Origin of the sequence: Rhizobium sp. B21/90, from assembly GCF_019355815.1 — a bacterium.
GTDB lineage: Bacteria > Pseudomonadota > Alphaproteobacteria > Rhizobiales > Rhizobiaceae > Rhizobium > Rhizobium rhododendri.
Map to the genome: position 1 here is coordinate 1 of NZ_CP072166.1, position 24,216 is coordinate 24,216.

21 protein-coding genes and 6 pseudogenes are annotated in these 24,216 nt (G+C 57.5%); 21 read left to right on the forward strand and 6 right to left on the reverse strand.

The annotated features are described in order from the left end of the window. The first annotated feature begins 94 nt into the window (after positions 1-94). The 5 genes from J5278_RS29580 (at position 95) to J5278_RS29605 (ending at position 3,943) form a co-directional block, all read left to right on the forward strand. Entirely contained in the window at positions 95-1,555 is a 1,461-nt protein-coding gene (locus J5278_RS29580; protein ID WP_209182464.1) for an alpha/beta hydrolase-fold protein, read from the forward strand. A 115-nt stretch (positions 1,556-1,670) separates the two neighbouring features. Beyond that, complete coding sequence (locus tag J5278_RS29585; protein WP_209182465.1) at positions 1,671-2,330, forward strand: TetR/AcrR family transcriptional regulator; 660 nt, start codon at positions 1,671-1,673, stop codon at positions 2,328-2,330. A gap of 57 nt (positions 2,331-2,387) precedes the next feature. Beyond that, the gene (locus J5278_RS29590; RefSeq protein ID WP_209182466.1) at positions 2,388-3,005 is read left to right on the forward strand and encodes an O-methyltransferase; all 618 of its coding nucleotides are present in this window, start codon (positions 2,388-2,390) and stop codon (positions 3,003-3,005) included. A 316-nt stretch (positions 3,006-3,321) separates the two neighbouring features. Then, positions 3,322-3,537, forward strand: a complete 216-nt coding sequence (locus J5278_RS29595; RefSeq protein WP_374108342.1) for a hypothetical protein — start codon at positions 3,322-3,324, stop codon at positions 3,535-3,537. 169 nt (positions 3,538-3,706) lie between these two features. Further along, the gene (locus J5278_RS29605) at positions 3,707-3,943 is read left to right on the forward strand and encodes a hypothetical protein (protein WP_209182467.1); all 237 of its coding nucleotides are present in this window, start codon (positions 3,707-3,709) and stop codon (positions 3,941-3,943) included. 298 nt (positions 3,944-4,241) lie between these two features. Here the strand turns inward: J5278_RS29605 and J5278_RS29610 are convergent, their stop codons facing one another. Continuing rightward, positions 4,242-4,613, reverse strand: coding sequence for a DUF1330 domain-containing protein (locus J5278_RS29610; RefSeq protein ID WP_209182468.1), 372 nt, complete (start codon positions 4,611-4,613; stop codon positions 4,242-4,244). A gap of 1,230 nt (positions 4,614-5,843) precedes the next feature. Here J5278_RS29610 and J5278_RS29615 point away from each other — a divergent pair. Then, complete coding sequence (locus J5278_RS29615; RefSeq protein WP_219259544.1) at positions 5,844-7,805, forward strand: methyl-accepting chemotaxis protein; 1,962 nt, start codon at positions 5,844-5,846, stop codon at positions 7,803-7,805. A 205-nt stretch (positions 7,806-8,010) separates the two neighbouring features. Here J5278_RS29615 and J5278_RS29620 read toward each other — a convergent pair whose 3' ends face one another. Both J5278_RS29620 and J5278_RS29625 read right to left on the reverse strand, forming a co-directional pair. Beyond that, a complete protein-coding gene (locus J5278_RS29620; protein WP_209182470.1) occupies positions 8,011-8,790 on the reverse strand; it encodes a GGDEF domain-containing protein in 780 nt (259 codons plus the stop codon). Then, positions 8,790-9,752: an HD-GYP domain-containing protein gene (locus J5278_RS29625; RefSeq protein ID WP_209182471.1), complete on the reverse strand. Its 963-nt coding sequence runs from the start codon at positions 9,750-9,752 to the stop codon at positions 8,790-8,792. Before J5278_RS29625 ends, J5278_RS29620 begins: the two co-directional genes overlap by 1 nt. Positions 9,753-9,865: 113 nt before the next feature. On the opposite strand from J5278_RS29625, the gene J5278_RS29630 reads away from it, so the two are divergent. The 4 genes and pseudogenes from J5278_RS29630 to J5278_RS29645 all read left to right on the forward strand — a co-directional run bounded on the left by J5278_RS29630 (position 9,866) and on the right by J5278_RS29645 (position 11,187). Beyond that, positions 9,866-10,075 carry a type II toxin-antitoxin system VapB family antitoxin gene (locus J5278_RS29630; RefSeq protein WP_209182472.1) on the forward strand — a complete coding sequence of 70 codons (210 nt, stop codon included), beginning with the start codon at positions 9,866-9,868 and terminating at the stop codon, positions 10,073-10,075. After that, positions 9,982-10,414: pseudogene (locus J5278_RS29635) on the forward strand (type II toxin-antitoxin system VapC family toxin). The gene J5278_RS29630 and the pseudogene J5278_RS29635 overlap by 94 nt, the downstream one beginning before the upstream one ends. A gap of 34 nt (positions 10,415-10,448) precedes the next feature. Then, positions 10,449-10,781 (forward strand): hypothetical protein, encoded by a 333-nt coding sequence (locus tag J5278_RS29640; RefSeq protein WP_209182473.1) that lies wholly within the window; start codon positions 10,449-10,451, stop codon positions 10,779-10,781. A gap of 250 nt (positions 10,782-11,031) precedes the next feature. Further along, complete coding sequence (locus tag J5278_RS29645) at positions 11,032-11,187, forward strand: hypothetical protein (protein WP_209182474.1); 156 nt, start codon at positions 11,032-11,034, stop codon at positions 11,185-11,187. 331 nt (positions 11,188-11,518) lie between these two features. On the opposite strand, the gene J5278_RS29650 is transcribed toward J5278_RS29645, so the two are convergent. Beyond that, positions 11,519-13,456, reverse strand: a complete 1,938-nt coding sequence (locus tag J5278_RS29650) for a PAS domain-containing sensor histidine kinase (protein ID WP_247748953.1) — start codon at positions 13,454-13,456, stop codon at positions 11,519-11,521. A 223-nt stretch (positions 13,457-13,679) separates the two neighbouring features. Beyond that, the gene (locus J5278_RS29655; RefSeq protein WP_209182475.1) at positions 13,680-14,576 is read right to left on the reverse strand and encodes a LysR family transcriptional regulator; all 897 of its coding nucleotides are present in this window, start codon (positions 14,574-14,576) and stop codon (positions 13,680-13,682) included. Between the two features lie 226 nt (positions 14,577-14,802). On the opposite strand from J5278_RS29655, the gene J5278_RS29660 reads away from it, so the two are divergent. From J5278_RS29660 to J5278_RS29675, 4 genes and pseudogenes are all read left to right on the forward strand, one after another. Further along, complete coding sequence (locus J5278_RS29660; RefSeq protein WP_209182476.1) at positions 14,803-15,537, forward strand: SDR family NAD(P)-dependent oxidoreductase; 735 nt, start codon at positions 14,803-14,805, stop codon at positions 15,535-15,537. A gap of 49 nt (positions 15,538-15,586) precedes the next feature. After that, complete coding sequence (locus J5278_RS29665; protein WP_219259548.1) at positions 15,587-16,339, forward strand: SDR family NAD(P)-dependent oxidoreductase; 753 nt, start codon at positions 15,587-15,589, stop codon at positions 16,337-16,339. A gap of 31 nt (positions 16,340-16,370) precedes the next feature. Beyond that, positions 16,371-16,973: an NADPH-dependent F420 reductase gene (locus tag J5278_RS29670; protein ID WP_209182478.1), complete on the forward strand. Its 603-nt coding sequence runs from the start codon at positions 16,371-16,373 to the stop codon at positions 16,971-16,973. A gap of 78 nt (positions 16,974-17,051) precedes the next feature. Then, positions 17,052-17,490, forward strand: a pseudogene (locus tag J5278_RS29675) (nuclear transport factor 2 family protein). Here J5278_RS29675 and J5278_RS29680 read toward each other — a convergent pair. Continuing rightward, positions 17,442-17,609, reverse strand: a pseudogene (locus J5278_RS29680) (IS21 family transposase); the annotation flags it as partial. The pseudogenes J5278_RS29675 and J5278_RS29680 overlap by 49 nt on opposite strands. Between J5278_RS29680 and istA the strand changes: the two are divergent. From istA to J5278_RS29715, 7 genes and pseudogenes are all read left to right on the forward strand, one after another. Continuing rightward, positions 17,586-19,016, forward strand: a complete 1,431-nt coding sequence (gene istA, locus J5278_RS29685) for an IS21 family transposase (protein WP_257623527.1) — start codon at positions 17,586-17,588, stop codon at positions 19,014-19,016. The pseudogene J5278_RS29680 and the gene istA sit on opposite strands and share 24 nt — an antisense overlap. Positions 19,017-19,030: 14 nt before the next feature. Further along, positions 19,031-19,531: pseudogene (locus J5278_RS29690) on the forward strand (ATP-binding protein); the annotation flags it as partial. A 137-nt stretch (positions 19,532-19,668) separates the two neighbouring features. Then, on the forward strand, positions 19,669-20,877 hold the full coding sequence (locus J5278_RS29695; protein WP_111223095.1) for a tyrosine-type recombinase/integrase: 1,209 nt from the start codon (positions 19,669-19,671) through the stop codon (positions 20,875-20,877). Positions 20,878-20,888: 11 nt separating this feature from the next. Further along, complete coding sequence (locus J5278_RS29700) at positions 20,889-21,866, forward strand: tyrosine-type recombinase/integrase (RefSeq protein WP_111223096.1); 978 nt, start codon at positions 20,889-20,891, stop codon at positions 21,864-21,866. Continuing rightward, positions 21,863-22,894, forward strand: a complete 1,032-nt coding sequence (locus tag J5278_RS29705; RefSeq protein ID WP_219259550.1) for a tyrosine-type recombinase/integrase — start codon at positions 21,863-21,865, stop codon at positions 22,892-22,894. The genes J5278_RS29700 and J5278_RS29705 overlap by 4 nt, the downstream gene beginning before the upstream one ends. Positions 22,895-23,008: 114 nt before the next feature. After that, positions 23,009-23,272 (forward strand): annotated as a pseudogene (locus J5278_RS29710) (ATP-binding protein); the annotation flags it as partial. A 355-nt stretch (positions 23,273-23,627) separates the two neighbouring features. Beyond that, positions 23,628-24,119, forward strand: a pseudogene (locus tag J5278_RS29715) (IS3 family transposase); the annotation flags it as partial. Between the last annotated feature and the right edge of the window lie 97 nt (positions 24,120-24,216).

Genomic DNA, 24,216 nt, shown 5'->3' on the forward strand with positions numbered 1-24,216 from the left:
TTTTGGTATTTTTGGTACTTGCAACGTATCATTATTTTTTGCTATCGTTCGGTGATCACTTTTTAATTCCGCTGGCAGATGAAGGACCGTACTCATGGCGAACGTATCCAGGCGAGATTTTCTGGCGGTTGGGGCGGGTGTTGTGAGTTCGGTGGGTTTGGGTGCGGACACAAAAAATCAGTTTTTGACACCAGCGCCGGCCAAGCAGGAGAGCGGCGGTGGTTCCGGTGGGCGTAAAGCAAAAGTGCGAGGAATTCAGGGCATCTTCGCGGTTTGCGAAGTCACCGGTGGTGGCCAGAAGGTTTATGGAATTGCCGTGGAATACGACGTCGATATCGATCCCGGCAGCCTGGCAGACAATACCTACTCCACCAGAGTAGTTCCCGCTGCCCGAGGTTTCTTCCCGGGAATGCCAAACGCGCCCGACAAAAACGTCACTACGGAAGCCCCTGAACAAAGGGCCGTGGCGGCTATCTATACGAATGCCCAGCCGGCGCTCCGGTCCGACCGTGCGAGCGTCGCCGGAGTCTATGTCATCGCAGAGTTCCAGCACGATTCCGACCTCAGCCTGCCGACGACCGATAGCGACAAGGTAGCGCTCAAACAAGAGAAGAGCGTCAGGACATCGAGCGGCGAGGTTTACGCCACGAGCGAGACCATCTGGAGCAATGCTGGACAGCGCGGAAACAGCGCTGTCATTCGCGGCGTCGATGCATGGGAGCAGAACCACTGGTGGTGGGACGATACGCGGTCCGCATGGTTGGAATACAGTGTTTTCCTGCCCAAGTCCTTCCTCGAGGAAGGCGGTGAGAACGCATCATATCCGTTGATCCTGGCAATTACGCATTCGGGAACCAGCTACGATGGGACCTGCGCCCAAACCCTCACCGAGCAATGCATCGCGAGTATCTGGAGCATGCCGGAGGAACAGGACCGGCATGAATGCGTCATCGTCACGCCGCGTTATGAGCGCACGACGATGAACGATTACTGGGAACATACCTCCGACGTCGAGAATACCTATAGCCTCGTGAAGTCGCTGCTCCAGAACACCTGGAACTATGGCAACCCAAACCTGCCGGACCGAATGGACAAGGTGCTAAGGATCGATCCGAAAAGGGTGTATTGCACCGGCTGGTCCATGGGTGCCATGACGTCCCTGTGGCTTATGGCAAGACATCCCGAAACGTTTGCAGCCGGGCTTATCATTGCAGGCCAACAAAGGCCCGGAGATGTCGTGACACTCGCCGATCAGAAGCTGCTGATCATTACCGGATCGGAAGACGGCAAAGCGACCCCCTGGAACGAGAAATGCGTGCCGGTCTGGGAAAAAGTGGGCGCGAGGGTAACCCGGCCGGCAGAACGCCTCGACCCGAGCCTGATATTTCCGGTGGATGATCAACGAAAGCTGACGGCTCAGGTTGATCGCTACCTCGCCGAGGGTGGCAACATCACGTTCCTGACGTTTGATGGCGTCGATCACATGGGGTCGGCGCGAAAGTTCTTTTACATCAAAGCAGCAAGGGATTGGCTGTTGACGCAGGCGAAGGGCTAGGCATGCTTGCGCGATCAGCTTCATGAGATCGTCCCTGGGAACAGCGATACCCAGCCGTCCGAATTGAGATAAATCGTCGTTCTTCAAAGGCCGAACGAAAAGTCGGGAACACCGGATGTCAATCGAGGAAACAGACAAGGGTATGGCCGGCCCGCCGCGTGGACGACGGGGGCGCCCCAGGCTATTTTCGGAAAACGAGCGGCGCAAAGCCATCCTGGATGCAGCCCAGGAGGCTTTCGTTGAACTCGGCTTCGCCCGAACGACGACACAGGTGGTTGCGGCCAAAGCAAAGGTTTCGAAGCGATCGATCTATGAAGTCTTCACCGACAAGACGGCAATGTTTGCGGAGGTCATTCGGCACGAGGGCGCGATCTTTCTTGACCTGCCAAGACCCTCCCGGGAGCAGTTGCCCCTGCTCGACACCCTGGTGCGAATATTCCGGCTCGATATCGATGAAGCCGCAGAGCTTCGTCGAGAGGCGCTGCTGCACCTGATCATGCGTGAATCGCTGCAATTCCCCGAGCTTTCCGATTACCTGTACGACAACGGCATCATCCGCGCCCGCGAGGATCTGATCGAATGGCTAAGGTCCCAGAATGAAGCCGGCCGTTTGACAATCGAGGATCCAGCAGTCTGTTCGGGAATGCTGATGGACATCGTTTTCGGTGCATTGTTGCCACGCCGGCGCCTGAAAGCGGCGGCGGACCGGGAGCTTCGAAAACTGCATATCAAAAAGCGATTGGAAATTTTCCTGAATGGAGTGATGCGAGCATGAAGATGTTCGAAGTGCTGCGGCGCTGCTTGAGGTACCAATATTTATGGAGAAAAAGATATGGATGACAAAGTCCGGGCTGTCCTCGACCACTATCACGAAGTGATCCGCAAACAGCAGAACGAGCCGCGTGAAATGCCTCCGGGCGGGCGCGATGGTGGGCTGGACCAGCGCATGCGCGCTGTCGGGCCTGCAACCGGTCAACTGCTGAACATCCTTGCGAAAAGCATCAAGGCACCGACCATTCTCGAGATCGGCACGTCTTTTGGATATTCCGGCATCTGGCTCGGAGAAGCGGCCAGGGCTTCCGGCGGTCGGCTCATCACCATGGAACTGCATGCATACAAGACCGACTATGCGCGCAAGATGGCCGAAAGAGCAGGACTTGATAGCTTCATCGACTTCAAAGTCGGCGATGCCATCGAGATGATTTCGCAGCTGCCTGACAGGATCGATTTCATACTGCTGGATCTTTGGAAGGATCTCTACGTGCCCTGCCTCGAAGCGTTCTATCCAAAGCTAAGTCGCGGTGCGATCATTGTCGCCGACAATATGGTGCGGGGTGGCTACGGCGATATGAAGGAATATGCAGCCCGCATCCGTGCTATGCCGGGCATCAGTAGCGTGATGCTGCCGGTCGGAAGCGGCCTCGAAGTCAGTCGCTACGACCCGTACTGAGGCACATGACGCTCTTTATCAAGTCATGACGCGGTGCTGGCGCTGAAGCCAGCGATGGCCGCTGCTGTCGCGTTGCGATGCGTTTTGGTCCATCCCATGTACAATCCTGCTTGCTGGTCAGTGATCGGTTGCCGGCCATCCAGGGTCCTCTGCTGGCGTTTTCTCGCCAGTACGATCAGTGCTTATGCTTGTCTCAAGATTTGAAATGCGGGTTACAGATATTATCACGTTCGCGTGACGGAGTAACAAACAGCAGGTGCTCTCCCAATAGCATTATTGGAGTATCCCACTCCATGTGACTATAAGGATCAGTTCATTGAAATCTTGGATTAAAATAAACCGCTTCGTCGCTTCGACAGCCTTTGTCGCGCTCATGGCGGTCCCGGCCATGGCCGAAATAAAGGCTCCTATCAAGGCTCACAACGTCGTTCTTGTGCATGGACTCTATGCCGACGGCTCAAGCTGGTCCGAGGTGATCGCGATTTTACAGAAAGCAGGCCTGCACGCGAATTCTACGCTCCGTCAGCGCTGATGAAACTGTATAGCCTCGCTTTATGCGACATGATTGGGGGGGGACGCCGCGCAGACGCTCGATCAGATAGACATGTGTCGCAGCATTGGCCACAATCGGCGTGCCGGTCCGTTCATAGATTTCAGGTCCCCGCCCCTACCAGTCGGTGACGATGCCGCCGGCCTCCTGGATGATCAAAATGCCGCCCGCTGTATCAATGAAGCCTGTTTCCTCGAAATACCTGAGGCCTATCCTGCCCAATCCCAATAGCTCAGGTTTCCTGGCTCTGCGGCAGGATGCCGATATCTCTTATCATGACGTGGCGCGGGCGCGTGAGCATAAGGACGACGGACTCGGCAATGTCTTACGGTGGCAACCCGCCTTTGCTCTCAACGAGCCTTTTGAGATTTTCGGTTCCAATCTTTGAGCAGCGGTGTGATGGCAATACCGGGCACGTCGGTGGTTCTCATATGCCAGCTGAAATGGCCGCCATCCCCTCACTGACAATACACAAGCCGCTCTTCAAGGCTGAGGCGGTCCAGACCCGACCGCCTGTTTAACCGAAATCGGCCATCGACCCTCAGGATGTCGAGACCCCCCAGAAGCGACAGGTTCAAGCGGGCGATCACGACCTCCCATCGTTAATCGGCGACGGAACGTTTGACATCCTGCGCCGCGTTGGTCCGCGTGGAAGCGACAATAGACCTAGCAGCTTGGTCGCCCTATCACACAAGACCGTCGATGGAATTCAATGGTTGCAGCACGATATCGGAGATCGCAGACACGCCGATCTTGAAGGCGGCCTGATACTCAGGATCGGAAACCATCGCCCGGAATGCGGACCGGCTTGGGTACCGGACCAGCGCCACGGCCTCCCATCCCGCTTCTTGTCCTGCTGTGAGAACGGGCAGGCCGTCGCCGCCGAACAGGACTTCCGCGCCGAAGCGAGCCAGGATGGGCTTGGCGATCCGATGGTATTCGAGGTACCGCTCCCTGCCGCCGTCGGGTTCGAAACGAATGAGGTTCAACATCACGACGGCGGTATCGTCTTGCTCGGCGAAGAAGGCGTCGAGAGCGGCGGGTGCAAGTGAAACCATCAGTTTTTCCTTGGATAAGGCACTGTATTTCAGCGCGGACGCAGATGGGTAGCGCACCTACGTGTCAGAAACTGTCAGCAGCCAGCGATCGTTGCGATGGAGTTCCCCGATCAGTCATTACGTCGCTGGAAGGCCGCGGTGCTCCATTTCTGGAATTCGGGAGGTAAAGGCCGCGTCGTGGAATAAGCAAACGCTCTCGGTTGATCCGACAACTACGGAGCTGTTGCCTTACTTCAGCTGGAATATCGATAAGCCATTGATGCTGCTGGGCGCCTTGATGGAATGCGAACCGGCGACAAGCTATTCGATGAGCGAAGTCATTGATGAATAGGACTTCGCGGCGTGAGGCCAATTTATGGAACTTTATGCCGCCATTAGTTGATGAATTAATTCATGGTGCCAGTTGTGTGATAAGGATTTTCTATGAATAGCCCTTCGACCGGCAACATGCCTGGCTATGCCTTTTATCCAGAAAACCACGGACACATGATCTCTCGCTTGGGTGGTTCGCGCCTTAAACCGGATTGATTAGCAAAGGCGAAATTATCGGCGGGGTAATTCGTTGAGAAGGCACTCGGTCGGAGTCACTCAATTCTGCGCCGAAGTGGATAGCCGCTTCCGCAAAATTCACTTGCAACATCTTCTATGCAAGGGGAGGTTTTTTGAGTTTCGTGGACTCTATTGGGTTAGAAGCTCTGCTTTCTCTCTAACTCAACTGACGACAGCATTCCATTTCTGACGCGCTTGCGTTAGGGTTGTAGAGCATTTTTATGTAGTCTAACACGTCTTGGCGAGAGCCGTTGGAAGAATGGGCTCTCATCTGACGAAAACGTCTATCGGCCCAGGTCGAGCAGAGGTTTGAACCGTGCACCGGCGGCATTGCCCGCGTCCCGCATCGCCCCTCTTGCAGCTCCTGGCTATCCGAATGAAAGCCAAGCGGCGACAGGATTATGGCGGTCGAGCTGCCGATCAGCCGGCCTACCGAATACCAGTTGGAACCGGCAATAGAAGCAATCCGATTTTGCATTGCGGGCTCGTCCTCGGATTTAGACAACCGTGGTGAATGTACCATGTATTGCCAAACGGGCTCAGCCCCTGAATTCCCACGTGAGTTAAGCCCAGAGAAAAATACATTAGTAGGCTTAGAATTAGAAACGCATTATTCACCTTGCTCTAGCAAACTCAGTTCATGCAACTCTGTCATCATAATGCGCACTGTGGGTCGTAGTCATGAAAAATATCTCGATTATCGGAAAATTTCTATCTATCATGGGGCTATTTGGCGTCTTCGCGATTGGTGTTGCCAGTTACGCTGCCTACCAAATCAAAGCAACGGATACCGCTTACAGCAATCTGCTGGACCGAGAGACAATCGCGGCCCTTTATTCAGCGCGTGCAAACAGAGCATTGCAGGGCGCGCGTGCGGCAATCGGTGACCTCTTGATCGCCCGGACGGATGAGGGCAATGCCTCAGCTTCACAAGAATTTCAAATTCAGCACGATAATGTCATTAAATACATGGATCTGGCGATCTCAGCCCTGCCGTCCTATCAGGATGCGCCGTCGCTAAAAGCGGATAGCATGGCTTTGCTTGATAATTTGTGCAGCAACACAATTGCTCTGGCCAAAAAATCGACCACGACCTCGGACATTGCGGCAAGTGAAGAAGTATTTCTGAAGGAGTGCCAGCCAGGCTTTGCGCTCCTAGCACCGCGATTTACCCAGATGGTAGATTCAATCTCGGATACAAGCAGTAAAAATAGTGACAACCTGAGCGTATCCTCAAACACTACAGCGGTTCTCACTCTGGTCGGCGTCATCGGCGGACTTCTGGTTGTCCTTGCAATTGGCTTCTTTGCAATCCGTTCGTGGCTGGTGATGCCGATCCGGGGCCTGGCTGAGGCGATGGGGACGCTCGCCGGTGGCGATCTGTCTGCAAACGTTGCCGGTACCGAGCGCCGTGACGAAGTTGGAACGATGGCAAAGGCCGTTCAGGTCTTCAAGGACAACGGCCTGCGCAGCCTCCAGCTGGAGCAGGAAGCAGCCACTGTCCGCAACACAAGCGAAGCCGAACGTGCGCGCACTGCAGAGGCGGACCAGAAGCGTACGAGCGAGATGGCTCAGGCTACCTCCGGTCTTGGCGAAGGCCTGCAGCATCTCTCCAGCGGCGACCTCACCTTCCAGCTCAACGAACCGTTTGCGGCTGCCTTCGAAGGCCTGCGGTCGGACTTCAACAACACCGTCGAACGCCTTCGCGAGACACTTTCGTCCGTCAGCCAGGCCACCGGCTCGATCGACAGCGGCTCCCGCGAGCTTAGCCAGAGCGCCAACGACCTTTCCAAGCGGACCGAGCAGCAGGCTGCGGCCCTTGAAGAAACTGCCGCAGCACTCGACCAGATCACCACCAATGTCGCCAATTCCTCCAAGCGTGCCGAAGAAGCCCGCTCGGTGGCAATCGAGGCAAACCAGTCAGCCCGTCAATCCGGCGAGGTCGTCTCCAATGCTGTCGATGCCATGCAGCGGATCGAGCAATCCTCCACCCAGATCTCGAACATCATCGGCGTCATCGACGAAATTGCCTTCCAAACAAACCTTCTCGCCCTGAATGCAGGCGTCGAGGCGGCACGTGCCGGCGAGGCCGGCAAGGGTTTTGCGGTTGTCGCGCAGGAAGTGCGTGAACTGGCTCAACGCTCAGCGCAGGCAGCAAAGGAAATCAAGGGTCTGATCCGCAATTCGGCAACCGAAGTCGAAAGCGGCGTCAAACTGGTGACCGCCACTGGCGAAGCCCTCAAGATCATCGAAGGTCAGGTCATTTCGATAAACACCCAACTCGACGCTATCGCGACATCCTCGCGGGAACAGTCGATCGGACTTGCCGAAGTCAACACGGCCGTCAACCAGATGGACCAGGTCACGCAGCAAAACGCCGCGATGGTCGAGGAAGCCACGGCGGCCAGCGTCTCGCTAGCAGACGAGTCCGACAAGCTTCGCCAGCTGATCAGCCAGTTCCAGCTCGGACGCAGCGCTCCATCCACGACCAGCATGAAAAGCAGAACCACCAGCCATACTCCGACCCCGATCCACGCCGGCCAAAAGCCTGTCTCATCGCCGGCAAGACGCATGGTAGGCCAGGTCGCAAAAGCATTCGGTCTCAACACCGCCGCCAAAGTCGAAAGCTGGGAAGAGTTCTGAGGCTGTTCTTTACCAAGTAAGCAGTGAGATGGTGGGCGCGCATTTAAACGGGGGATTACCGCTGATCCGTGGTGATCCTCCATTCATGCATAGGGATTGCGGCGCCCTGTTTCGACCAAGGTGACCAAGCGCCGCCCTCAAGATAGTGCTCTTTTGGATCCTACAAAGCCGTAATGGCGTGCGCAATTTGTTCGGTGAACTTACTCTACGCAGCATCCATTAATGACGCCAGCCTTACTGTATTCCTTCCAGACGCCTTGGCTTCGTAAAGCCGTTGGTCGGCTATCGCGAAGATTTCCTTGTAGGTCATCTGGCTAGAGAATGATACGCCGCCGACGCTAACGGAGAGGTGCTCTGCAGATGTATCAAACGGAAAATGAATACTGTAAATTCCTGCTCTGATATCCTCGGCGATCTGAAGTGCCTCCTCTTCACGAGCTTTCGGCAGGAAAACACAAAACTCCTCGCCGCCAACTCGGCCGACGATGTTCGCGCTTTTCAGCGTATTCTGTATCGTGCTTGCGATTATCTTGAGAGCATGGTCGCCAGCCTGATGTCCATGGGTGTCGTTTATCTCTTTAAAGTGGTCGGCGTCCACGATGAGAAGTGACCCAGCCTGCATCCGTGGCTCTGCGTTCGCTTTATCGAGATAGGCTTCCACCAGCATGACAAATGCCCCCCGGTTCGAAACGGCAGTAAGACTATCAGTTGACGCAATTTGCTGCAGTGACCTGCGAGTGATGGCAAGTTGCCGGATTTTATCCAGGAGAATATAAAAAAATGGCCCGCCCACAAAAGTGAGCAAGAGGATGTCCGTTGCCAGTGCTCGCCTGAAATGATCGTGAGACATTTCGGAGAAGTTGAAGGAATCAGCGTATATGGCTGCAAGCACGCATGTCAGTGTTCCGAAAAATGTGCCGGCAGCAACACGCGCTCTTGAAGTCTCTGAAGGGACGGCAATGATATTTCGGATGGCTAATTTCATTAAGATTTACCACGGACGATGACACGGGAAATGAACGCTTCCAACAGATGGGGATCAAAATGTCCGCGTGAGCGAAGCATAAGATCAAGCGCCTCAGCTTGGCTCCAAGCCCTTTTGTACGGTCGCACCGTCGTCAACGCATCGTAGACGTCGCAAATGGCAGCGATACGAGCCGAGAAGGGGATGTTCGCGCCCTTCAGGTTTTTTGGATACCCTGATCCGTCATACTTCTCGTGATGAAAAAGCGTCACGTCGAGCGCTGTGGTCTGGATGCCCTGCATTCGCTGCAAAAGGGAGAAGCCTTGGTACGGGTGCGTCTGAACTACGGAAACTTCAGCGTCAGTTAATCTGCCGGTATTTTGGAGGATTATTGACGGCAGCCGCATTTTACCAAGGTCGTGGACAAGTCCGGCAATGCCTAACTGTCGGAGCTCGTCGTGCTCCAAGCCGAGTTCACGCCCAAACGTGACCATCAAAACGCTCACAGCCACCGAGTGGAGGAATGTCCCGTTGTCTTTCTTTTTCAGCCGCAAGAGGGACAGGAGTGCTGCTGTGTTACTAAGCGCAGCAGTGAGAACGTGATCGACTGCATCATTCACCAAATTGGCGGCAATATCCCGACCGTTCCTTACATCCACTAGAACTTGACGAATATGTGGAGCGATATGATCAATCGTCTGCGTGGCTGCAGCGATTTCAGCCGAAGCGAACCTTAAGTTAAGTTCACTCTTATGAGCGGAGACGCTGGCGACTTTGCCAGATCCAACAGCTTTATCAAGCCCCATACCTTTGCTTGTGTTGATGACTACGCTCAACACATTGTTTTTCAGAAGGCAGTCGATCTCGACGGCCGAGGAAATTAGGAAGCAATTGGACTTAGCAGAGACGTCGGAGCTATTGCCCTCTGTATCCTCAACAAACATTCCGACCTTCAGATCGTTCAGATGGACTCTTTTCTTCATAATCTCTCGGGCGGACTGCGCTAGTGACATTTCCGACATCTAGCATCAACTAGTTAAGATACATTAGTGGAGTTGATGATACCTTTACCGTTTCGGCCATTAACTCATGGAGCATGCGATCCAACATCAATCTCGATGACAACCTCATGGAGCAGGCGAGATCGCTGACTGGAACAAAGGAAACAGCTGCGCTTGTCCGCCAAGCCTTGGAGACACTTGTGAGGGTCGAATGCGGAAAGCGCCTCGCTGCGCTCGGGGGTACCATGCCAGACGCAGAAGCAGCCCCTCGCCGCCGGAGCGACGCGGCAAAGGGATACTCGTAGACACCTCGGTCTGGATTGATCACTTCCGCCATAGTGACGCGGACTTGCGCAAGGTTATCGCGGACGACCGGTTACCGTGCCACCCCGTCGTTATCGGTGAACTGGCGCTCGGCAGTCTTCGCGACCGCGGGGGTCGTCATGGCATTCTTTTCGGCGCAGCGAGAGGCACTTGTCGCTAGCCATGATGAAGTAATGACGATGATCGATCGGCACTCGATTTTCAGCATGGGGATCGGCTACACGGATGCACATTTGCTGGCTTCAACACTGCTCGACAGGCAACCGTTGTTATGGACCAGGGACAAGCGCTTAGCTGCCGGTTTCTCTGGAAATAGCTGACACTATCAGGCCCTGCTGATGCAGATCCAAGATCATGATCGTCTCCCTCAGCTTGATCACCAATATCCCCCTTCCGACCATCGGAAGGAGTATCGGCGATGACGCGCCGCTGGTCTTCCGGCGCGCGCCCCGGAAGACCAGCGGCCGCAGCACCTGGGGAAGATTCAAACGGCGCTATTGGGGAGTATTGCTCCGGTACCGACACGGCCCCTTCAACCACGAAGAAGTCCTTCTCGGTCGCTGCCGAACGATCGAGCAGCATCTGGCCGGCTTCGTATTGGCCTGTGTTACCGCGTCGTCCGCCAACAATGACCTGAAGCGGCTGCCTCAGCAGCTCCGGCATAAGATTGAAGGCATCGAAGTTTAGGAGGTGGCCGTAGCTTGTGAAGAATAGTCGGTTGGTGGACCTCGAATGACGATAGCGGGACTCTCTGTAGAACTCGACGGCCTCGAACACTTCCGAGTCTTTAATGCCCGCCGCTTCCGCTTCTATCAAGCTGTCAGGAATCTAAGGATCGCGCCTGGGCGCACCGCCGCGAGCCTGGGCCGTCCGATGTTTGCCGACGTCTTCCAGCGCCCGGCGAACGTCCGGGAGCATCCGGCGGAAAGCTTGCCCGATGTCGTTGGCGACGACCGTTCCGATCGCCTTGAAGCGATATTCCTTCAATGCCGCGTTTATCGCACTGCTTTTCGAACAAGCTTCGCAAGACGACGACATTGGCAACACCCGTTTCAACATCGATGGTCATGAACATGACGACCTTACCGACTAGCCGCCTGACTTTCCTTTCATAGTGAGCGCTCTCTCAGCTTCAACGATGAGGTCCCTCAGCTCAGCGACGGTCAGGCATGGTGTTTTCATATGAACCATTCGATGACAATTCGAGCACAGCAAGGCCGGCTTCGGCACCTTAAAAACCAGCTTCTTCCATAAAATCACTGCAAGAATACACAGGAGCGGCTCGTCCTCTACGGCGATCACGATGCCTTTGTTGCGCGGGAGAACCCCTCACATCAACATTGCTCGCAAGCTGGAGAGAGGCCTAACGCGCCAAGCTCGAAAATTCGGTGACATCGGTCTTGTTCCGTCAGCTATGTCAGATCTTATGTCTGACGGCCCAGAAGCTCGCCGACCTTCTGGGCCAGCCCGTCTACGGTGAACGGCTTGGTGAGAACCTGCATACCTTTCTCCGGACTGCCTTCTTTCCATACGGATGTTTCGGCATACCCGGTTATAAACAATACCTTGAGAGACGGCTTCACGGCCCGAGCGGCGTCAGCGACCTGACGACCGTTCATTCCGCCGGGCAAGCCTACGTCCGTCACTAGAAGCTCTATCTGGGGATACTGCTCGAGTACCTTCAACCCGGATGGCCCATCCTCCGCCTCAAGCGTTCGGTAACCGAGGTCGTTGAGAATATCGACGGCGAGCATCCGTATCGACGGTTCGTCGTCGACGACTAGGACGGTTTCCTTGCCCATGACAGAGGGTGCCGACTGCAGGACCGCCTCTCCGCCATCTTCTAGTAGACCCCGGAAGCGCGGAAGATAAAGGCAAATGGTCGTCCCCTTTCCGACCTCCGACTCGATCCTTATCTGTCCTCCCGACTGGCGCACGAACCCGTAGATCATGCTTAGGCCCAGACCCGTGCCCTGGCCCAGGGGCTTGGTCGTGAAGAACGGATCGACTGCCCGTTCCTGCACCTCGTCTGTCATACCCGCGCCCGTGTCGATCACGCAGACCGCGAGATACGGGCCGGGGGCGAGATTGCGCTCCGTGGCAGCACGCCCCGCGAATTCGTGGTTGGAAGATTGGATGGTGAGCTTGCCACCGTCAGGCATGGCATCCCTGGCATTGATGCAGAGGTTCAGCAACGCGTTCTCGAGCTGGTTGGGATCGACGAGCGTGTACCAGGGATCGCCTGCGCCAATGATCTCCATCTCGATCTGAGGACCGACCGTACGGGCAATGAGATCGAACAGGCCATCCACAAGGCGGTTCACGTCGGTGGGCTTTGGGTCCAGCGTTTGGCGGCGGGAGAACGCCAGCAGGCGATGGGTCAGTGCAGCGGCGCGTTTGGACGCGCCCTGCGCGGCATTGATGTATTTGTCGACTTCGGAGTATCGCCCCTGTTCGACCCGCTTCTGAAGCATTTCGAGCGATCCCGATATGCCGCCGAGCAGGTTGTTGAAGTCGTGCGCGATACCGCCCGTCAGTTGCCCTATCGACTCCATTTTCTGAGCTTGCCGGAGCGCGTCCTGAACCAACTTGAGATCGGCCTCGGCGGCGACCTGTTCCGAAATGTCCCGTCCGACGGTGAAAAAATTGTTGCTGCCAGGCGTGGGGTCGGGCACGGCCGACCAGGCGAACGGAATGGCCGTGCCGTCTGCTTTCAAAAGGCGGACTTGGAACTGGTGGACTGGCTGTCCTGACATCAGCGTCGCGACTGTCTCCCCCGTTGTGGGCAGATCATCGGGATGGATGATCTCTGCAAATGGCGTATCGAGCAGGGATTCGTGAGGGCGTTTGAGTTGTCGGGACCATGCGGGGTTGATCGTTTTCAGCACCCCGTCGAACGTGGCCACGCCGAAGAGGTCGCGTGACATTTCGAACAGGCGGTCTCGTTCACTTTCGGCGGCGGCAAGGAGCTTCCGATCCAGGAGGGCTCGTTCCTCTTCGGCGAGCGCACGTGCGCGCTCCGCTTTTACCCGCTCCGTCGTCTCGGTCGTCGTGCAGAAGACCCCGGTTACCGAGCCGTCGACTGCCAGAACCGGAGTGTAGGCGAACGCGAAATGCGTTTCGGTCGGAACACCCTGTCTTGTCATGTAGAGGACGATGTCGTCCATGTATGTCGGCTTGCCACGGTAGCAATCTTCGATGAGGGGACCGACATCATCCATAATGTCGCTCCAGACCACGTCGAGCCTCTCTCCAATCGCCGCCGGGTGGCGGCTCTGGAGCATCTCGGCGTATCCGTCATTGTAAAACATGCGCCGCTCGTCACCCCATGCGAGGAACATGGGCTGCTTGCTGTTAAGCATAACACCCACCAAAGTCCTGAGGCTTTCAGGCCAGCTAACCGGAAGCCCGACCGGGTTATTCGCCCAGTCGTAACCTCGGATGACGTCTCCGGTGTCGCCACCCCCGACGAGCCATGGCAAACTCTCTGCGTGATTCAAATCCGTTCCGCCGTTGATGTTTTCGATAATTTAGGTGTGGCCAACGAGGATGCAAGTCAAGGAAAAGGAAAACAGGAACCAGGCGTCAGCCGGGCGATATGGACTGCCCGGCGAGGCGCGGAGCGTACGCAGCGAGCCGATAGGATATGAATTCCGTAAAAAGCCGCACGCGCTTCGTCTTGCGTGTCTCCCCTTGCGTGAGAAGCCAGATCGTTGCACGTGATTTCAGATCGATGCCCGGAACTCTCGCAAGCAGGTGATCGGCATCTCCAACGAAACAGGGTAGTCTCGTTATGCCGATCCCTTGCCTTGCCGCAGCAATCTGGGCGTCGGCGTCCGGCGTCCTGAACGGAACCCCTTTAGCACGAACCTCCCCATCGTTCACCCAGTCCGGAACAGCCTGACCGCCGATGACGATGGGCTTGATTGGATCAGCCGCACCCGCATGCCACGCGGCCAGTCTATCGCGGGACATGTAAACAGCCGCGAGCAGATCCGGGCCTTTCAGGCCATGAAGATTGGGAGGCAGAGTCTTGCGGTCGGAGACCATTCGGATCGCCACATCAGCCTCCCGGTTGGTCAGATTCACGACCTCGCCGGTCGATACGATCTCCATCTCGATATCCGGATGCAGACGCGCAAAATCTGCGATATCCGGCATGAGCAGGTGTGTCGCAAGGAACGGGGGCAGCGTAACCCGCAGAAGCCCGCGTACGCTCTGATCGCGCCCGAAGACGCGCGTCTCCAGTTGGTGGGATGAGGCTTCCATCTGGTTCGCGAACTCCAGAACCTCCTCGCCCGCGGCCGTCAGGCGATAGCCCGAAGGCAGCTTTTCGAACATCTGCGCCCCGAGGTGCTCCTCGAGCTGAGCAATGCGCCGCAGCACAGTCGCGTGGTTCACCCCCAGGGTCTTGGCGGCAGCACGCACGGAGCCGCCACGCGCAGCGGCAAGAAAGTAGCGAACGTCATCCCAGTCAATCATGGTCCATTCCCGCGCCGCGTGGGGCGGCTTCCGAACACCAGTCTACCATATCGGGGCGGATTGTACGTGATGGTTACCGCATTCGATCGGGTAAGCGGATCGTTTTCGCACCACAGATACGCGCAATTGCGCACTCACCGCCTGGCGCCGGCGAACCCATATCGAGGCTGTCGGAGGATACCTCCGCAAAGCGACGACCCGAGACGCGACACAAGGAATGCATGACATGACCAGATTGAATGGAAAGACCGCCGTGATCACGGGCGGCGCCACCGGTATCGGCCTCGCCGCGGCAAGGCGCTTCATCGAGGAAGGTGCCTTTGTCTTCATCTACGGCCGTCGGCAGCAGGCACTCGATGCGGCTGTGGCCGAGCTTGGACCCAACGCCCGCGCAGTGAAGGGTTCGGTTTCGGATGAAGCCGACCTTGATCGGCTCTACTCGGCGGTGAAGGCCGAGCGTGGAACGCTTGACATTATCTTCGCCAATGCCGGGGCCGGAAGCCCGCTTCCTCTCGGCCAGATTACCGCTAAGCACATCGACGAAACCTTCGACACCAATGTGAAGGGCACCATTTTCACGGTCCAGAAGGCGTTGCCGCTGATGGGCCAAGGCGGTTCAATCATCCTGACCGGATCAAGCGCCGGCACCACCGGAGCTCCGGGATTTACCGCCTACAGCGCAAGCAAGGCGGCGGTGCGCAACCTCGCTCGGACCTGGGCCGAAGACCTGAAGGGTACCGGCATCCGGATCAACGTGCTGTCACCCGGGGCGACGGCGACAGAACTTGCGAAGGACGCGCTCGGAGAGGAGGGCCAGAAGGCCTATGGCGCGAGGACCCCGCTCCAGCGCATGGCCGATCCCGCAGAAATCGCCGCCGTAGCCGCCTTCCTCGCGTCGAACGATAGCAGCTTCATGACCGCCAGCGAGGTCGCCGTCGATGGAGGCCTGGCCCAACTCTGACCCCGGCGCGATTCTGCGCCCTGCTCACACACAACGAAGGACAAAGATTATGAAAGCACTCGAAGGTAAGATCGCAGTCATCACCGGCGGAAGCAGCGGGATTGGCTTGGCCACAGCGAAGCGCTTCGTGGAAGAAGGTGCGCAGGTCGTGATCGTGGGGCGACGCGAGAAAGCCTTGCAAGAGGCTGCGGCGCTTGTCGGGAAAAACGTGACATCAGTCGTGGGCGACGTCTCGCGCCTGGAGGATCTGGACCGGCTCTACGCCACCGTGAAGGAGAAACATGGTCACATCGACATCCTCTTTGCAAACGCGGGCGCTGGGACAGTTGCGCCGCTCGCGGCAGCGACCGAGGCCCATTACGACCAGACCTTCGATGTCAACACGAAAGGGATGTTCTTTACGGTGCAGAAGGCTCTTCCCCTCTTCAAGGACGGCGGTTCGATCATTCTGAACTCGTCGGTTTCGAACTTAAAGGGGTTGCCGGCCTTCAGCGCCTACGCAGCAAGCAAGGCGGCTGTCCGCAGCTTCGCGCGGTCCTGGACCATGGAGTTGCTGGATCGAAAGATCCGCGTCAATACGATGAGCCCCGGCGCGATCGAGACTCCCGCCTTGGCGACAACGACCGGCCTCACCGCCAAGCAAGCCGAAGCGGCGGTCGCCCAGTTTACATCCCAGATCCCGATGGGTCGCAGGGGCAAGCCAGAGGAAATCGCGGCTGCGCTCACCTTCCTCGCCTCCGACGAAAGCTCCTACATCACCGGTATCGATCTCGCCGTCGATGGTGGTTGGGCGCAGGTTTAAGCTGGCATCAACACAGGATCGGAGAAGCATTATGAGCTACGCAATCATCGGCTTTGGCAATATTGGCCGAGCTCTAGCCAAGGCCTTCGTACGCAACGGCATCGAAGTGACCGTTGCAACGAGGCGCGACCCGGAAAGCTTTGCAGCCGACGCGGCCGCGATCGGGCCGAAGGTCATTGCCAAAACACTGACGGACGCCGTCAAGGCGGACGTCATCTTCCTGGCTGTGCGTTTCGAAGCGCACTCGGACGTCGCAAAGGCGCTTCCCACCTGGCAGGGGAAGACGATCATCGATGTGACCAATGCCTACGGTGTGCCCCCCGAGGAACTCGGGGGACAACCGTCTTCGAAGTTCGTCGCGCAAGCCTTCCGTGGTGCAAGTCTGGTCAAGGGTTTCAACCACCTGGGCGCTGCCACTCTTGCCCAAGATCCAGCCGCACAGGGCGGCAGACGAGCCGTGTTCCTGGCGAGCGACGATGACGCTGCCGCAGACGAAATCAGTAAGCTTGCGGAACATCTCGGTTTCGCACCAATCAAACTCGGCGGGCTATCGGAAGGCGGGCTGCTGGTCCAGGCGCGCGGCGATAGCTGCGGTCATCTGATCTTCAAGGACCTGATGAAATTCGACGCATAAAGCGACGTCCCATGGACAGGGCCACGAGGTGCGGACCGGATCGAGCGTGATCCGGTCCAGCAAAATGGAGACAGTCCTATGAGCATTCAAAAAAACATCCAGACCGTGAAGGACTTCTTCGCCGCGATTGGCCGCGCCGACCGGGAGGCTCTGCTGGCGCTGGTCGCGGAAGATATCGAGTGGATTATTCCGGGCAAGGACTGGCCGCTGGCCGCCACCTACCGGGGGCATGCGAGACTGGCAGATCTGCTGGAGACGGCCTCCAGGTCGATGGAAACCTCCACGGAACCCCGGGGAGTTTGTCGCACAGGGAGACCGCGTTCTCGTGGTCGGTTTTGCCAGTGGGAAGGTCAAAGCCACGAACAAGCCGTTCGAGGACGACTGGATCTTCGCCATCACGATCCGGGACGGCAGACTGACCAGCATCCGGGAATATGTCGACACGCAAGCACTGGCCCAGGCCTCGCAGATGCGGCGCTCTATCGCGCGGCGAACACCGTCCGACAGTTCCGGATGACGCCGCAGCATCTCGCTGTAAACGGCGACCGCACGGATGCCAGGAGCGGCCTTGAGGCGACGCCGGTCGCGTGACGCCTTGCTCTGCGACGGAAGGTGCGCATCCTTCTCGATGCGGTAGGGCGAGCAGCAGCGGCAGGGCTATCCTGGCCCTTGCCGGCAGATCTCGCCGACGACGTTCTCGAAGGGCGGCTTTTCGCCCGCGCTGGCGTCAAACAGGGTCTTCGCCGGCGTCCTGAGCCAGATTGGAGCGTGATTGCGGTCGAGGTGAAGAAGCCAGGCGTGACGCTGTCGCTGCTCTGGGAGGAATACCGTGCCGTGCATCCCGACGGTTACGCCCTCAGCCGGTTTTGTGACCTGTTCCGAGGTTTTGAACGCCGCCTGACGCCGACCATGCGGCAGGTCCATATCGCTGGCGACAAAGTCTTCGTCGATTATTCAGGGAAGAAGTTGTCGATCGTTGACCGCAAGACCGGCGAGATCCGCGAGGCGGAGATCTTCGTCGGTGTGCTCGGTGCGTCGAGTTACACCTTCGCCGAGGCCACCTGGACGCAGACCCTGCCGGACTGGATTGGTTCACACGTGCGCATGTTTGCCTTTTTCGGCGGTGTGCCGCGCCTGATAGTCCCCGACAACCTGAAGTCTGGCGTTAACAAGCCGAGCTTCTACGATCCCGAGATCAATCGGAGCTTCGGCAGAATGGCAGCTCACTATGGTGTCGGAGTTTTGCCAGCCCGGCCGAAACGCCCGAAGGATAAGGCAAAAGTCGAAGCTGGAGTTCGTTTCGCCCAGACCTGCATTCTCGGTCGGCTCCGCAATCAGACCTTCTTTTCCCTGGAGGAAGCCAACGCTGCCATCCGGGGAGCTGTCGAACGGATCAACACGCACGTCATGAAGCGGCTGGGGCAAAGCCGGAAAGACCTCTTCGAGACGATGGAACGTCCAGCGCTGGCGGCAATGCCGAGCGAGGATTACGAGTTCGCCGAGTGGCGACTGGCGCGGGTCTCAACGGATTATCACGTCGAATTCGAGCGCTATTTTTACTCCGTACCCCACAGCTTCATCCGCCAGCAGGTCGATGTTCGAGCGACGAGCCGAACGATCGAGATCTTCCTCAAGGGCAAGCGGATCGCGGCCCATCAACGTCGATATGGCGGGGCACGCTTCGGGACCAATCCCGACCACATGCCCAGCTCACACCGCCGCTATGCCGAATGGTCACCCGACCGCTTCCAGCGCTGGGGCGCTTCTATCGGCCCCCAAACCGAGGGGTTGATGATCGCCATTCTTTCCAGCCGCCCGCATCCCGAACAAGGCTTTCGAACATGCCTTGGCGTGCTCAATCTCTATGGGGAGATTGACGCACAAAAGGCCGAAGCCGTCTCCACCCGTGCCGTCGAGATCGGCGGACTGAACTGCAAGAGTATCAACGCCCTGATCAAAACCTACAAGGCACCACGGCATTCCGACGAACCGGCCGCCGTCGGCGAGCATGCCAATCTTCGCGGCCCGAGCTACTTTCACTAAGGAGACAAACAACGATGCTGACCAATCCTACCTTCGACATGCTACGCCAACTCGGCCTTTCCGGCATGGCCACCGCTTTCCAGGATCTGGAGATGCAACCGGAGGCAAGAAGCCTCCAGCACAGCGAATGGCTTACGATCCTGCTCGAACGGGAGACGACGGCGCGCAGCCAGAAGCGCTTCGAGACCAGAGCCCGTGCTGCCAGGTTGCGCCACGACGCTCAGGTTGAGAACGTCGATTTCCGAGCAGCACGCGGTCTCGACCGCAACCTCTTCCTCAAGCTCTCCTCCTGCGACTGGATCAGGCAACGCCATAGCCTCTTGCTGATAGGGCCGTCCGGTGTTGGCAAAAGCTGGTTGGCCTGCGCGCTCGGTCACAAAGCGTGCCGCGAGGATCTTTCCGTCGCCTACCACCGCGTCCCCCGGCTATTCGCCGCGCTCGCCCTGGCCCGTGGCGATGGCCGCTATGCAAAGCTGCTAAAGAGCCTGGCAAAGACAGACCTCCTCATTCTCGACTAACGTGCACTGCGCAGAGATGTGGAGTTGATACCGCATGAGCCCGCAACTGCGCACCATTCCAACGATACCACTCCACATAACTGAATCATCGTCCGCCTAGATTGACCGCTCCCCAAACCCAACAGGAGAGCGCCATGCTAAAGGTTTTATTCCCGAAGTCTTGCCATTACCAATATTCGCGCTTCGGCGCGGAGCTTGAATTGTTTGCCCGGTGGTTGCTCGCAGTAGGGTATCTCCCTGGTGCTGCGGCACGCCGTCATGTCCGCCGATTGAAGCGCATCCTCGAGGCCACAGCGGCCCTTGAGTGTGGCCAGTTTATACGCGAAGCCGAATTGGAAGAAGCGTTAGCCCTCGTTCCTGGCGCTCTGCGCGACGCTTCCACTGAGCGGGCATATCGCCGCTTCCTAGAGGCAGAAAGACGGCTTGAAGAAACAAAGCCGAAAGGGCCTCTGGAGCACTTGCTGCTACGATATCGAGAATATCTTCGAGACGTAAGGGGGTTGGCACCAGCGACGATTGGCCAGCATCTGGCAACGATCGAGGTTTTTCTGTCCTTGTCGGCTGGACCAGCACAGGACCTTTCCGCACTGACATCAGAGCACGTCGAAAACTTCATCCATACCTTGAGCCGCAGAGTGCTGCGCCAAACGCTCCAGCATAAAGTCGCCCATCTGCGCGCTTTTTTGCGCTTTTGCGGCGATCGTGGTGAGACTGCGCGAGGGCTTGAGCGCATCGATACGCCCAGAACCTATCGTGGAGAATTGCCGCCTCGTGCCCTTGGTTGGGAGGTGATCGAAAAATTGCTGGCCTCGGTCGCCAGGACTGATTATCTCGGCCGACGTGACCATGCGATCCTCCACCTCATGGCCTATTACGGTCTGCGGCCTTCTGAGATTGCAGCGCTGACGCTAGACGCGGTCAATTGGAAGGGACGTACTCTGCGCGTAGAACAGCGCAAGACTCGTTCCACCCTGGTTCTTCCTTTGGCTGACCAGACCCTTGAAATCCTCGACAGATATCTTGCCGAAGGGCGTCCCTGCGGTACGGTGACGGACGTCCTGTTCCCGAAAGCGCGTAGTCCTGTGGGAGCCCTGACGAGCTGGGGGATATGCGACATCTTCACTAAACGGGCACGGCAAAGCGGCCTACCGCTCGATGGTGTCTCATCATATGCATTGCGACATTCGTTTGCCATGCGATTGCTAGGCCGAGGCGTCGGGGTAAAAACGATCGGTGACCTGCTCGGGCACCACAGCCTTGAGAGCACTTGTGTTTATCTTCGCATCGAGACGGACATGCTGCGTACGGTGGCTCTGCCAGTACCTGGCACTGCTGCTCATTGAGGAGAATGGCAATGTTCACAACCATCTCTCCGACACCCCTCGATCAGCCGATTGTGGCATGGCTTGCCCATCAGCGTGCTCTTGGCCGCCGCTATTACCCGGAGGAAAGGGTTCTAGTGACCTTGCGTGAATTTATCAGCCGCACCCCGGGACAGGATCTTGACCGTGCAAGCTTTGATCGATGGTGTGCCGCATTCCCTCATCTGGCAAGCAATACCTTGCGTTATCGCCAACGCGTTGTCCGCATGTTCTGCCTTTATCGGCGGCGCAAGGAGCCGGGCTGCTTTGTCCCCGATCCCTTGTACTTCGCGCGGCCCCGGCCGTACCGGCGTCCCGTTATTGTGGAGCCCGGGCAAATAGCCAGAATGCTGACCGCCGCTAACAATATGCCCGTCGCTTCTGGATCGCCGCTGCGGCCTGCGGTTTATAGGATGGCCGTCATTCTGCTGTACACGACCGGGATGCGTCGCGGCGAATTGTTGCGCCTTACGCTGGCAGACTGTGAGCCTGAAAGTGGAGTGTTACGGGTTCGGGAGTCCAAGTTCCACAAATCAAGAATATTGCCGCTGTCGCCCGACGCACATACCGAATTGTGTAGCTACCTTCGAAAACGTCTCGCCCCGCCGTTCAGCAGGGATCCCGACACGCCACTTCTTATCAACACGGAAGGCGGTCTTCGTTCCTATACTGGCACTGGGATCAGTGGCGGAATCCATGCCCTGTTCAAGGCCGCAAATGTTGAGGATAGCGAGGGCCGACGGCCCCGCATTCACGATCTGCGTCACAGCTTTGCAGTCGGGGCGCTCATCCGTTGGTATCTGGACGGCGCCGATGTGCAATCGAATTTGCCGAAGCTGGCTCTCTACATGGGTCACGTTAGCATCGCGTCGACGGCATGTTATCTGCACTTCCTTCCGAAGCTGAGGGCGATCGCCAGCGACCGCTTTGAAGAGGCTTTCGGCGGTCTCGTCAGCGAGGTCGTGGCATGAAGAAGCATCAATCCACGGCATTGGGACGAAGCATGGCACGCTTCTTTCAAGAATATCTTCCCGCTCTCCGCGGCATGAGCCATCATACGATCCGGAGCTATCGCGACACGATGGTCCTGTTCCTGCGATTTGCAGCGGCAGAGACCAAGGGATCCGTCGAAAGCATCGACGTCTCCGACATCAATGCCGACAGGATCGGTAGCTTTCTCACGTCGCTTGAGGTCGAGCGTGGCAACAGCATTGCGACCCGCAATGCAAGGCTGGCGGCGATGCATACCTTTGCGCGGTTCCTGATCTCAGAGCATCCCGAACATATGGATAACCTGCAAATGGTGTTGACACTTCCCTTCAAAAGGGGCGCGCGGGTGGCACCTGTCGAATATCTCGAAGAGCCAGAAATCAAGAGCGTCCTGGCGTGTATCGACCGCCGCACGCCTTCAGGACGGCGGGATTACGCACTGTTCTCGCTGATGTTCAATACGGGTGCACGAGTTCAGGAAATTCTGAACCTTCGCATTTGTGACCTTCGTCTGGTATCGCCCTGCCAGGTGCGCCTGCATGGCAAAGGCAACAAGGTTCGCCTCTGCCCGATCTGGCGAAACACGGCCCAGCTTCTTCAGGAATTGATCAACACGCAGCATCCGCCCTCGGATAATCCCGCCGAGCAACGAGTCTTTCTCAACGACCGCGGCACACCGCTGACCCGGTTCGGTGTTCGATACTTGCTGCGCAAATATGTTGATATGGCCGCGCGGGAAGAGTCCACTCTGGCCGAAAAAAGCATCCATCCCCACTCGCTGCGGCACACAACGGCCATCCACCTTCTCAAGGCGGGCGTTGACATTGCCACCATCAGCCAGTGGCTCGGCCACTCGGGCCTGAACGTAACGATGCGCTACGCGCGAGCCGATATCGATATGAAGCGGCAAGCGCTCGAACAGGTCTTTCCGGACGTGATGTCATCTACAAAAGATCAGACGATCATTGCTTATGATGGCGGGATGTTAGGCTGGCTGCGCCGCTTATAGCAGCTCAGTTATGTGGAGTGGTATCGTCGGAAAGGTGCGCAGTTGCGGGCTCATGCGGTATCAACTCCACATCTCTGCGCAGTGCACATTAATCAAGTAATGTGTAGCACAACATTACTCGATGATTGGGGCCCCGAGAAGCTCAGCGATGAGCAGCGCCTCGACCTTCTGGAGATCGTCGAAGACCGCTACGAGAAGCGATCGACAATCGTCACCAGCCAAATCCCCGTGGACCATTGGTACGATATGATTGGAAATCCCACGATCGCAGATGCCGTCTTAGACCGCCTTGTCCACAACGCTTACCGCATCGACCTATCCGGTGAAAGCTTGCGAAAACAACGAAATCTGTCTGCCGACGATACAACTCAGGCTTGACCAAGCCAACCTTCGCCGACAATGATAATCCCGACCCAGAGACACTCAAGGCCGTCCGGCTTCACCTCGGAACCGCGTCCGGTTACAGTTGGGAAAAGTGTCCGGTTGATGATCGGAATCCCCGTCCGGTTTCATTGGAATACGCAGCTAAACCGGCTTATCTCAAGCCCCAAGGCGCAATTCCGATGGCGTAATCCGGAGGAAAACCCATACATCTTCCGGATCGAGAACCGCAGTACCGTCACGTCTCACTACCATGACGTTGCTATGGCCATGGGCCAAGCTTGAACGGAGAGCCGTATGCGCTGAAAGGTGCACGTACGGTTCGGGGAGGAGAAGCGCATCTGCGCTTCTTACTCCACTGGCCACTTGGCAGGGCTTTGTTTACGTCGCGTTCGTGATCGATGCCTTCGCTCGCCGCATTGTCGGTTGGCGGGCAAGCCGGACTGCCCACGCGGGTTTCGTTCTCGATGCACTCGACCAGGCGCTTCATGATCGGCGGCCCGTCCACCGTGGCGGACTGGTCCATCATTCCGACCGCGGCTCCCAATATGTGTCCATTCGCTATTCCGAGCGGCTTGCGGAGGCAGGCATCGAGCCGTCTGTCGGAAGTGTCGGCGACAGCTACGACAATGCTCTCGCCGAAACGATCAACGGTCTTTACAAGGCCGAGGTTATCCATCGGCGAGGACCGTGGCGAAACTTCGAAGCCGTGGAGTTCGCCACGCTGGAATGGGTCGACTGGTTCAATAACCGTCGCATTCTGGAGCCCATCGGCAACATGCCGCCAGCTGAAGCCGAGGAGCAGTATTACGCCATGCTGGACGCGCCAGCTATGGCCGCATAACTTAAACGAAATGGCCTCCGGCAAACCCGGAGCGGTTCACTAACGATGGCTGCGTGGTTCAAAGACTCAAATGTGCCACCGGTCCGACCTCCGCCTA

What these genes read in the sequence shown, in the direction of transcription:
- J5278_RS29620 (WP_209182470.1), bottom strand. Translation starts at nt 8,790, where the DNA reads ATGAAATTAGCCATCCGAAATATCATTGCCGTCCCTTCAGAGACTTCA.
- J5278_RS29625 (WP_209182471.1), bottom strand. Translation starts at nt 9,752, where the DNA reads ATGAAGAAAAGAGTCCATCTGAACGATCTGAAGGTCGGAATGTTTGTT.
- J5278_RS29650 (WP_247748953.1), bottom strand. Translation starts at nt 13,456, where the DNA reads ATGCTTAACAGCAAGCAGCCCATGTTCCTCGCATGGGGTGACGAGCGG.
- J5278_RS29610 (WP_209182468.1), bottom strand. Translation starts at nt 4,613, where the DNA reads ATGGTTTCACTTGCACCCGCCGCTCTCGACGCCTTCTTCGCCGAGCAA.
- J5278_RS29580 (WP_209182464.1), top strand. Translation starts at nt 95, where the DNA reads ATGGCGAACGTATCCAGGCGAGATTTTCTGGCGGTTGGGGCGGGTGTT.
- J5278_RS29640 (WP_209182473.1), top strand. Translation starts at nt 10,449, where the DNA reads ATGATCGTCTCCCTCAGCTTGATCACCAATATCCCCCTTCCGACCATC.
- J5278_RS29665 (WP_219259548.1), top strand. Translation starts at nt 15,587, where the DNA reads ATGAAAGCACTCGAAGGTAAGATCGCAGTCATCACCGGCGGAAGCAGC.
- J5278_RS29615 (WP_219259544.1), top strand. Translation starts at nt 5,844, where the DNA reads ATGAAAAATATCTCGATTATCGGAAAATTTCTATCTATCATGGGGCTA.
- J5278_RS29645 (WP_209182474.1), top strand. Translation starts at nt 11,032, where the DNA reads ATGTCGTTGGCGACGACCGTTCCGATCGCCTTGAAGCGATATTCCTTC.
- J5278_RS29655 (WP_209182475.1), bottom strand. Translation starts at nt 14,576, where the DNA reads ATGATTGACTGGGATGACGTTCGCTACTTTCTTGCCGCTGCGCGTGGC.
- J5278_RS29700 (WP_111223096.1), top strand. Translation starts at nt 20,889, where the DNA reads ATGTTCACAACCATCTCTCCGACACCCCTCGATCAGCCGATTGTGGCA.
- J5278_RS29695 (WP_111223095.1), top strand. Translation starts at nt 19,669, where the DNA reads ATGCTAAAGGTTTTATTCCCGAAGTCTTGCCATTACCAATATTCGCGC.
- J5278_RS29660 (WP_209182476.1), top strand. Translation starts at nt 14,803, where the DNA reads ATGACCAGATTGAATGGAAAGACCGCCGTGATCACGGGCGGCGCCACC.
- J5278_RS29670 (WP_209182478.1), top strand. Translation starts at nt 16,371, where the DNA reads ATGAGCTACGCAATCATCGGCTTTGGCAATATTGGCCGAGCTCTAGCC.
- J5278_RS29630 (WP_209182472.1), top strand. Translation starts at nt 9,866, where the DNA reads ATGCGATCCAACATCAATCTCGATGACAACCTCATGGAGCAGGCGAGA.
- J5278_RS29705 (WP_219259550.1), top strand. Translation starts at nt 21,863, where the DNA reads ATGAAGAAGCATCAATCCACGGCATTGGGACGAAGCATGGCACGCTTC.
- J5278_RS29585 (WP_209182465.1), top strand. Translation starts at nt 1,671, where the DNA reads ATGTCAATCGAGGAAACAGACAAGGGTATGGCCGGCCCGCCGCGTGGA.
- J5278_RS29605 (WP_209182467.1), top strand. Translation starts at nt 3,707, where the DNA reads ATGATCAAAATGCCGCCCGCTGTATCAATGAAGCCTGTTTCCTCGAAA.
- J5278_RS29590 (WP_209182466.1), top strand. Translation starts at nt 2,388, where the DNA reads ATGGATGACAAAGTCCGGGCTGTCCTCGACCACTATCACGAAGTGATC.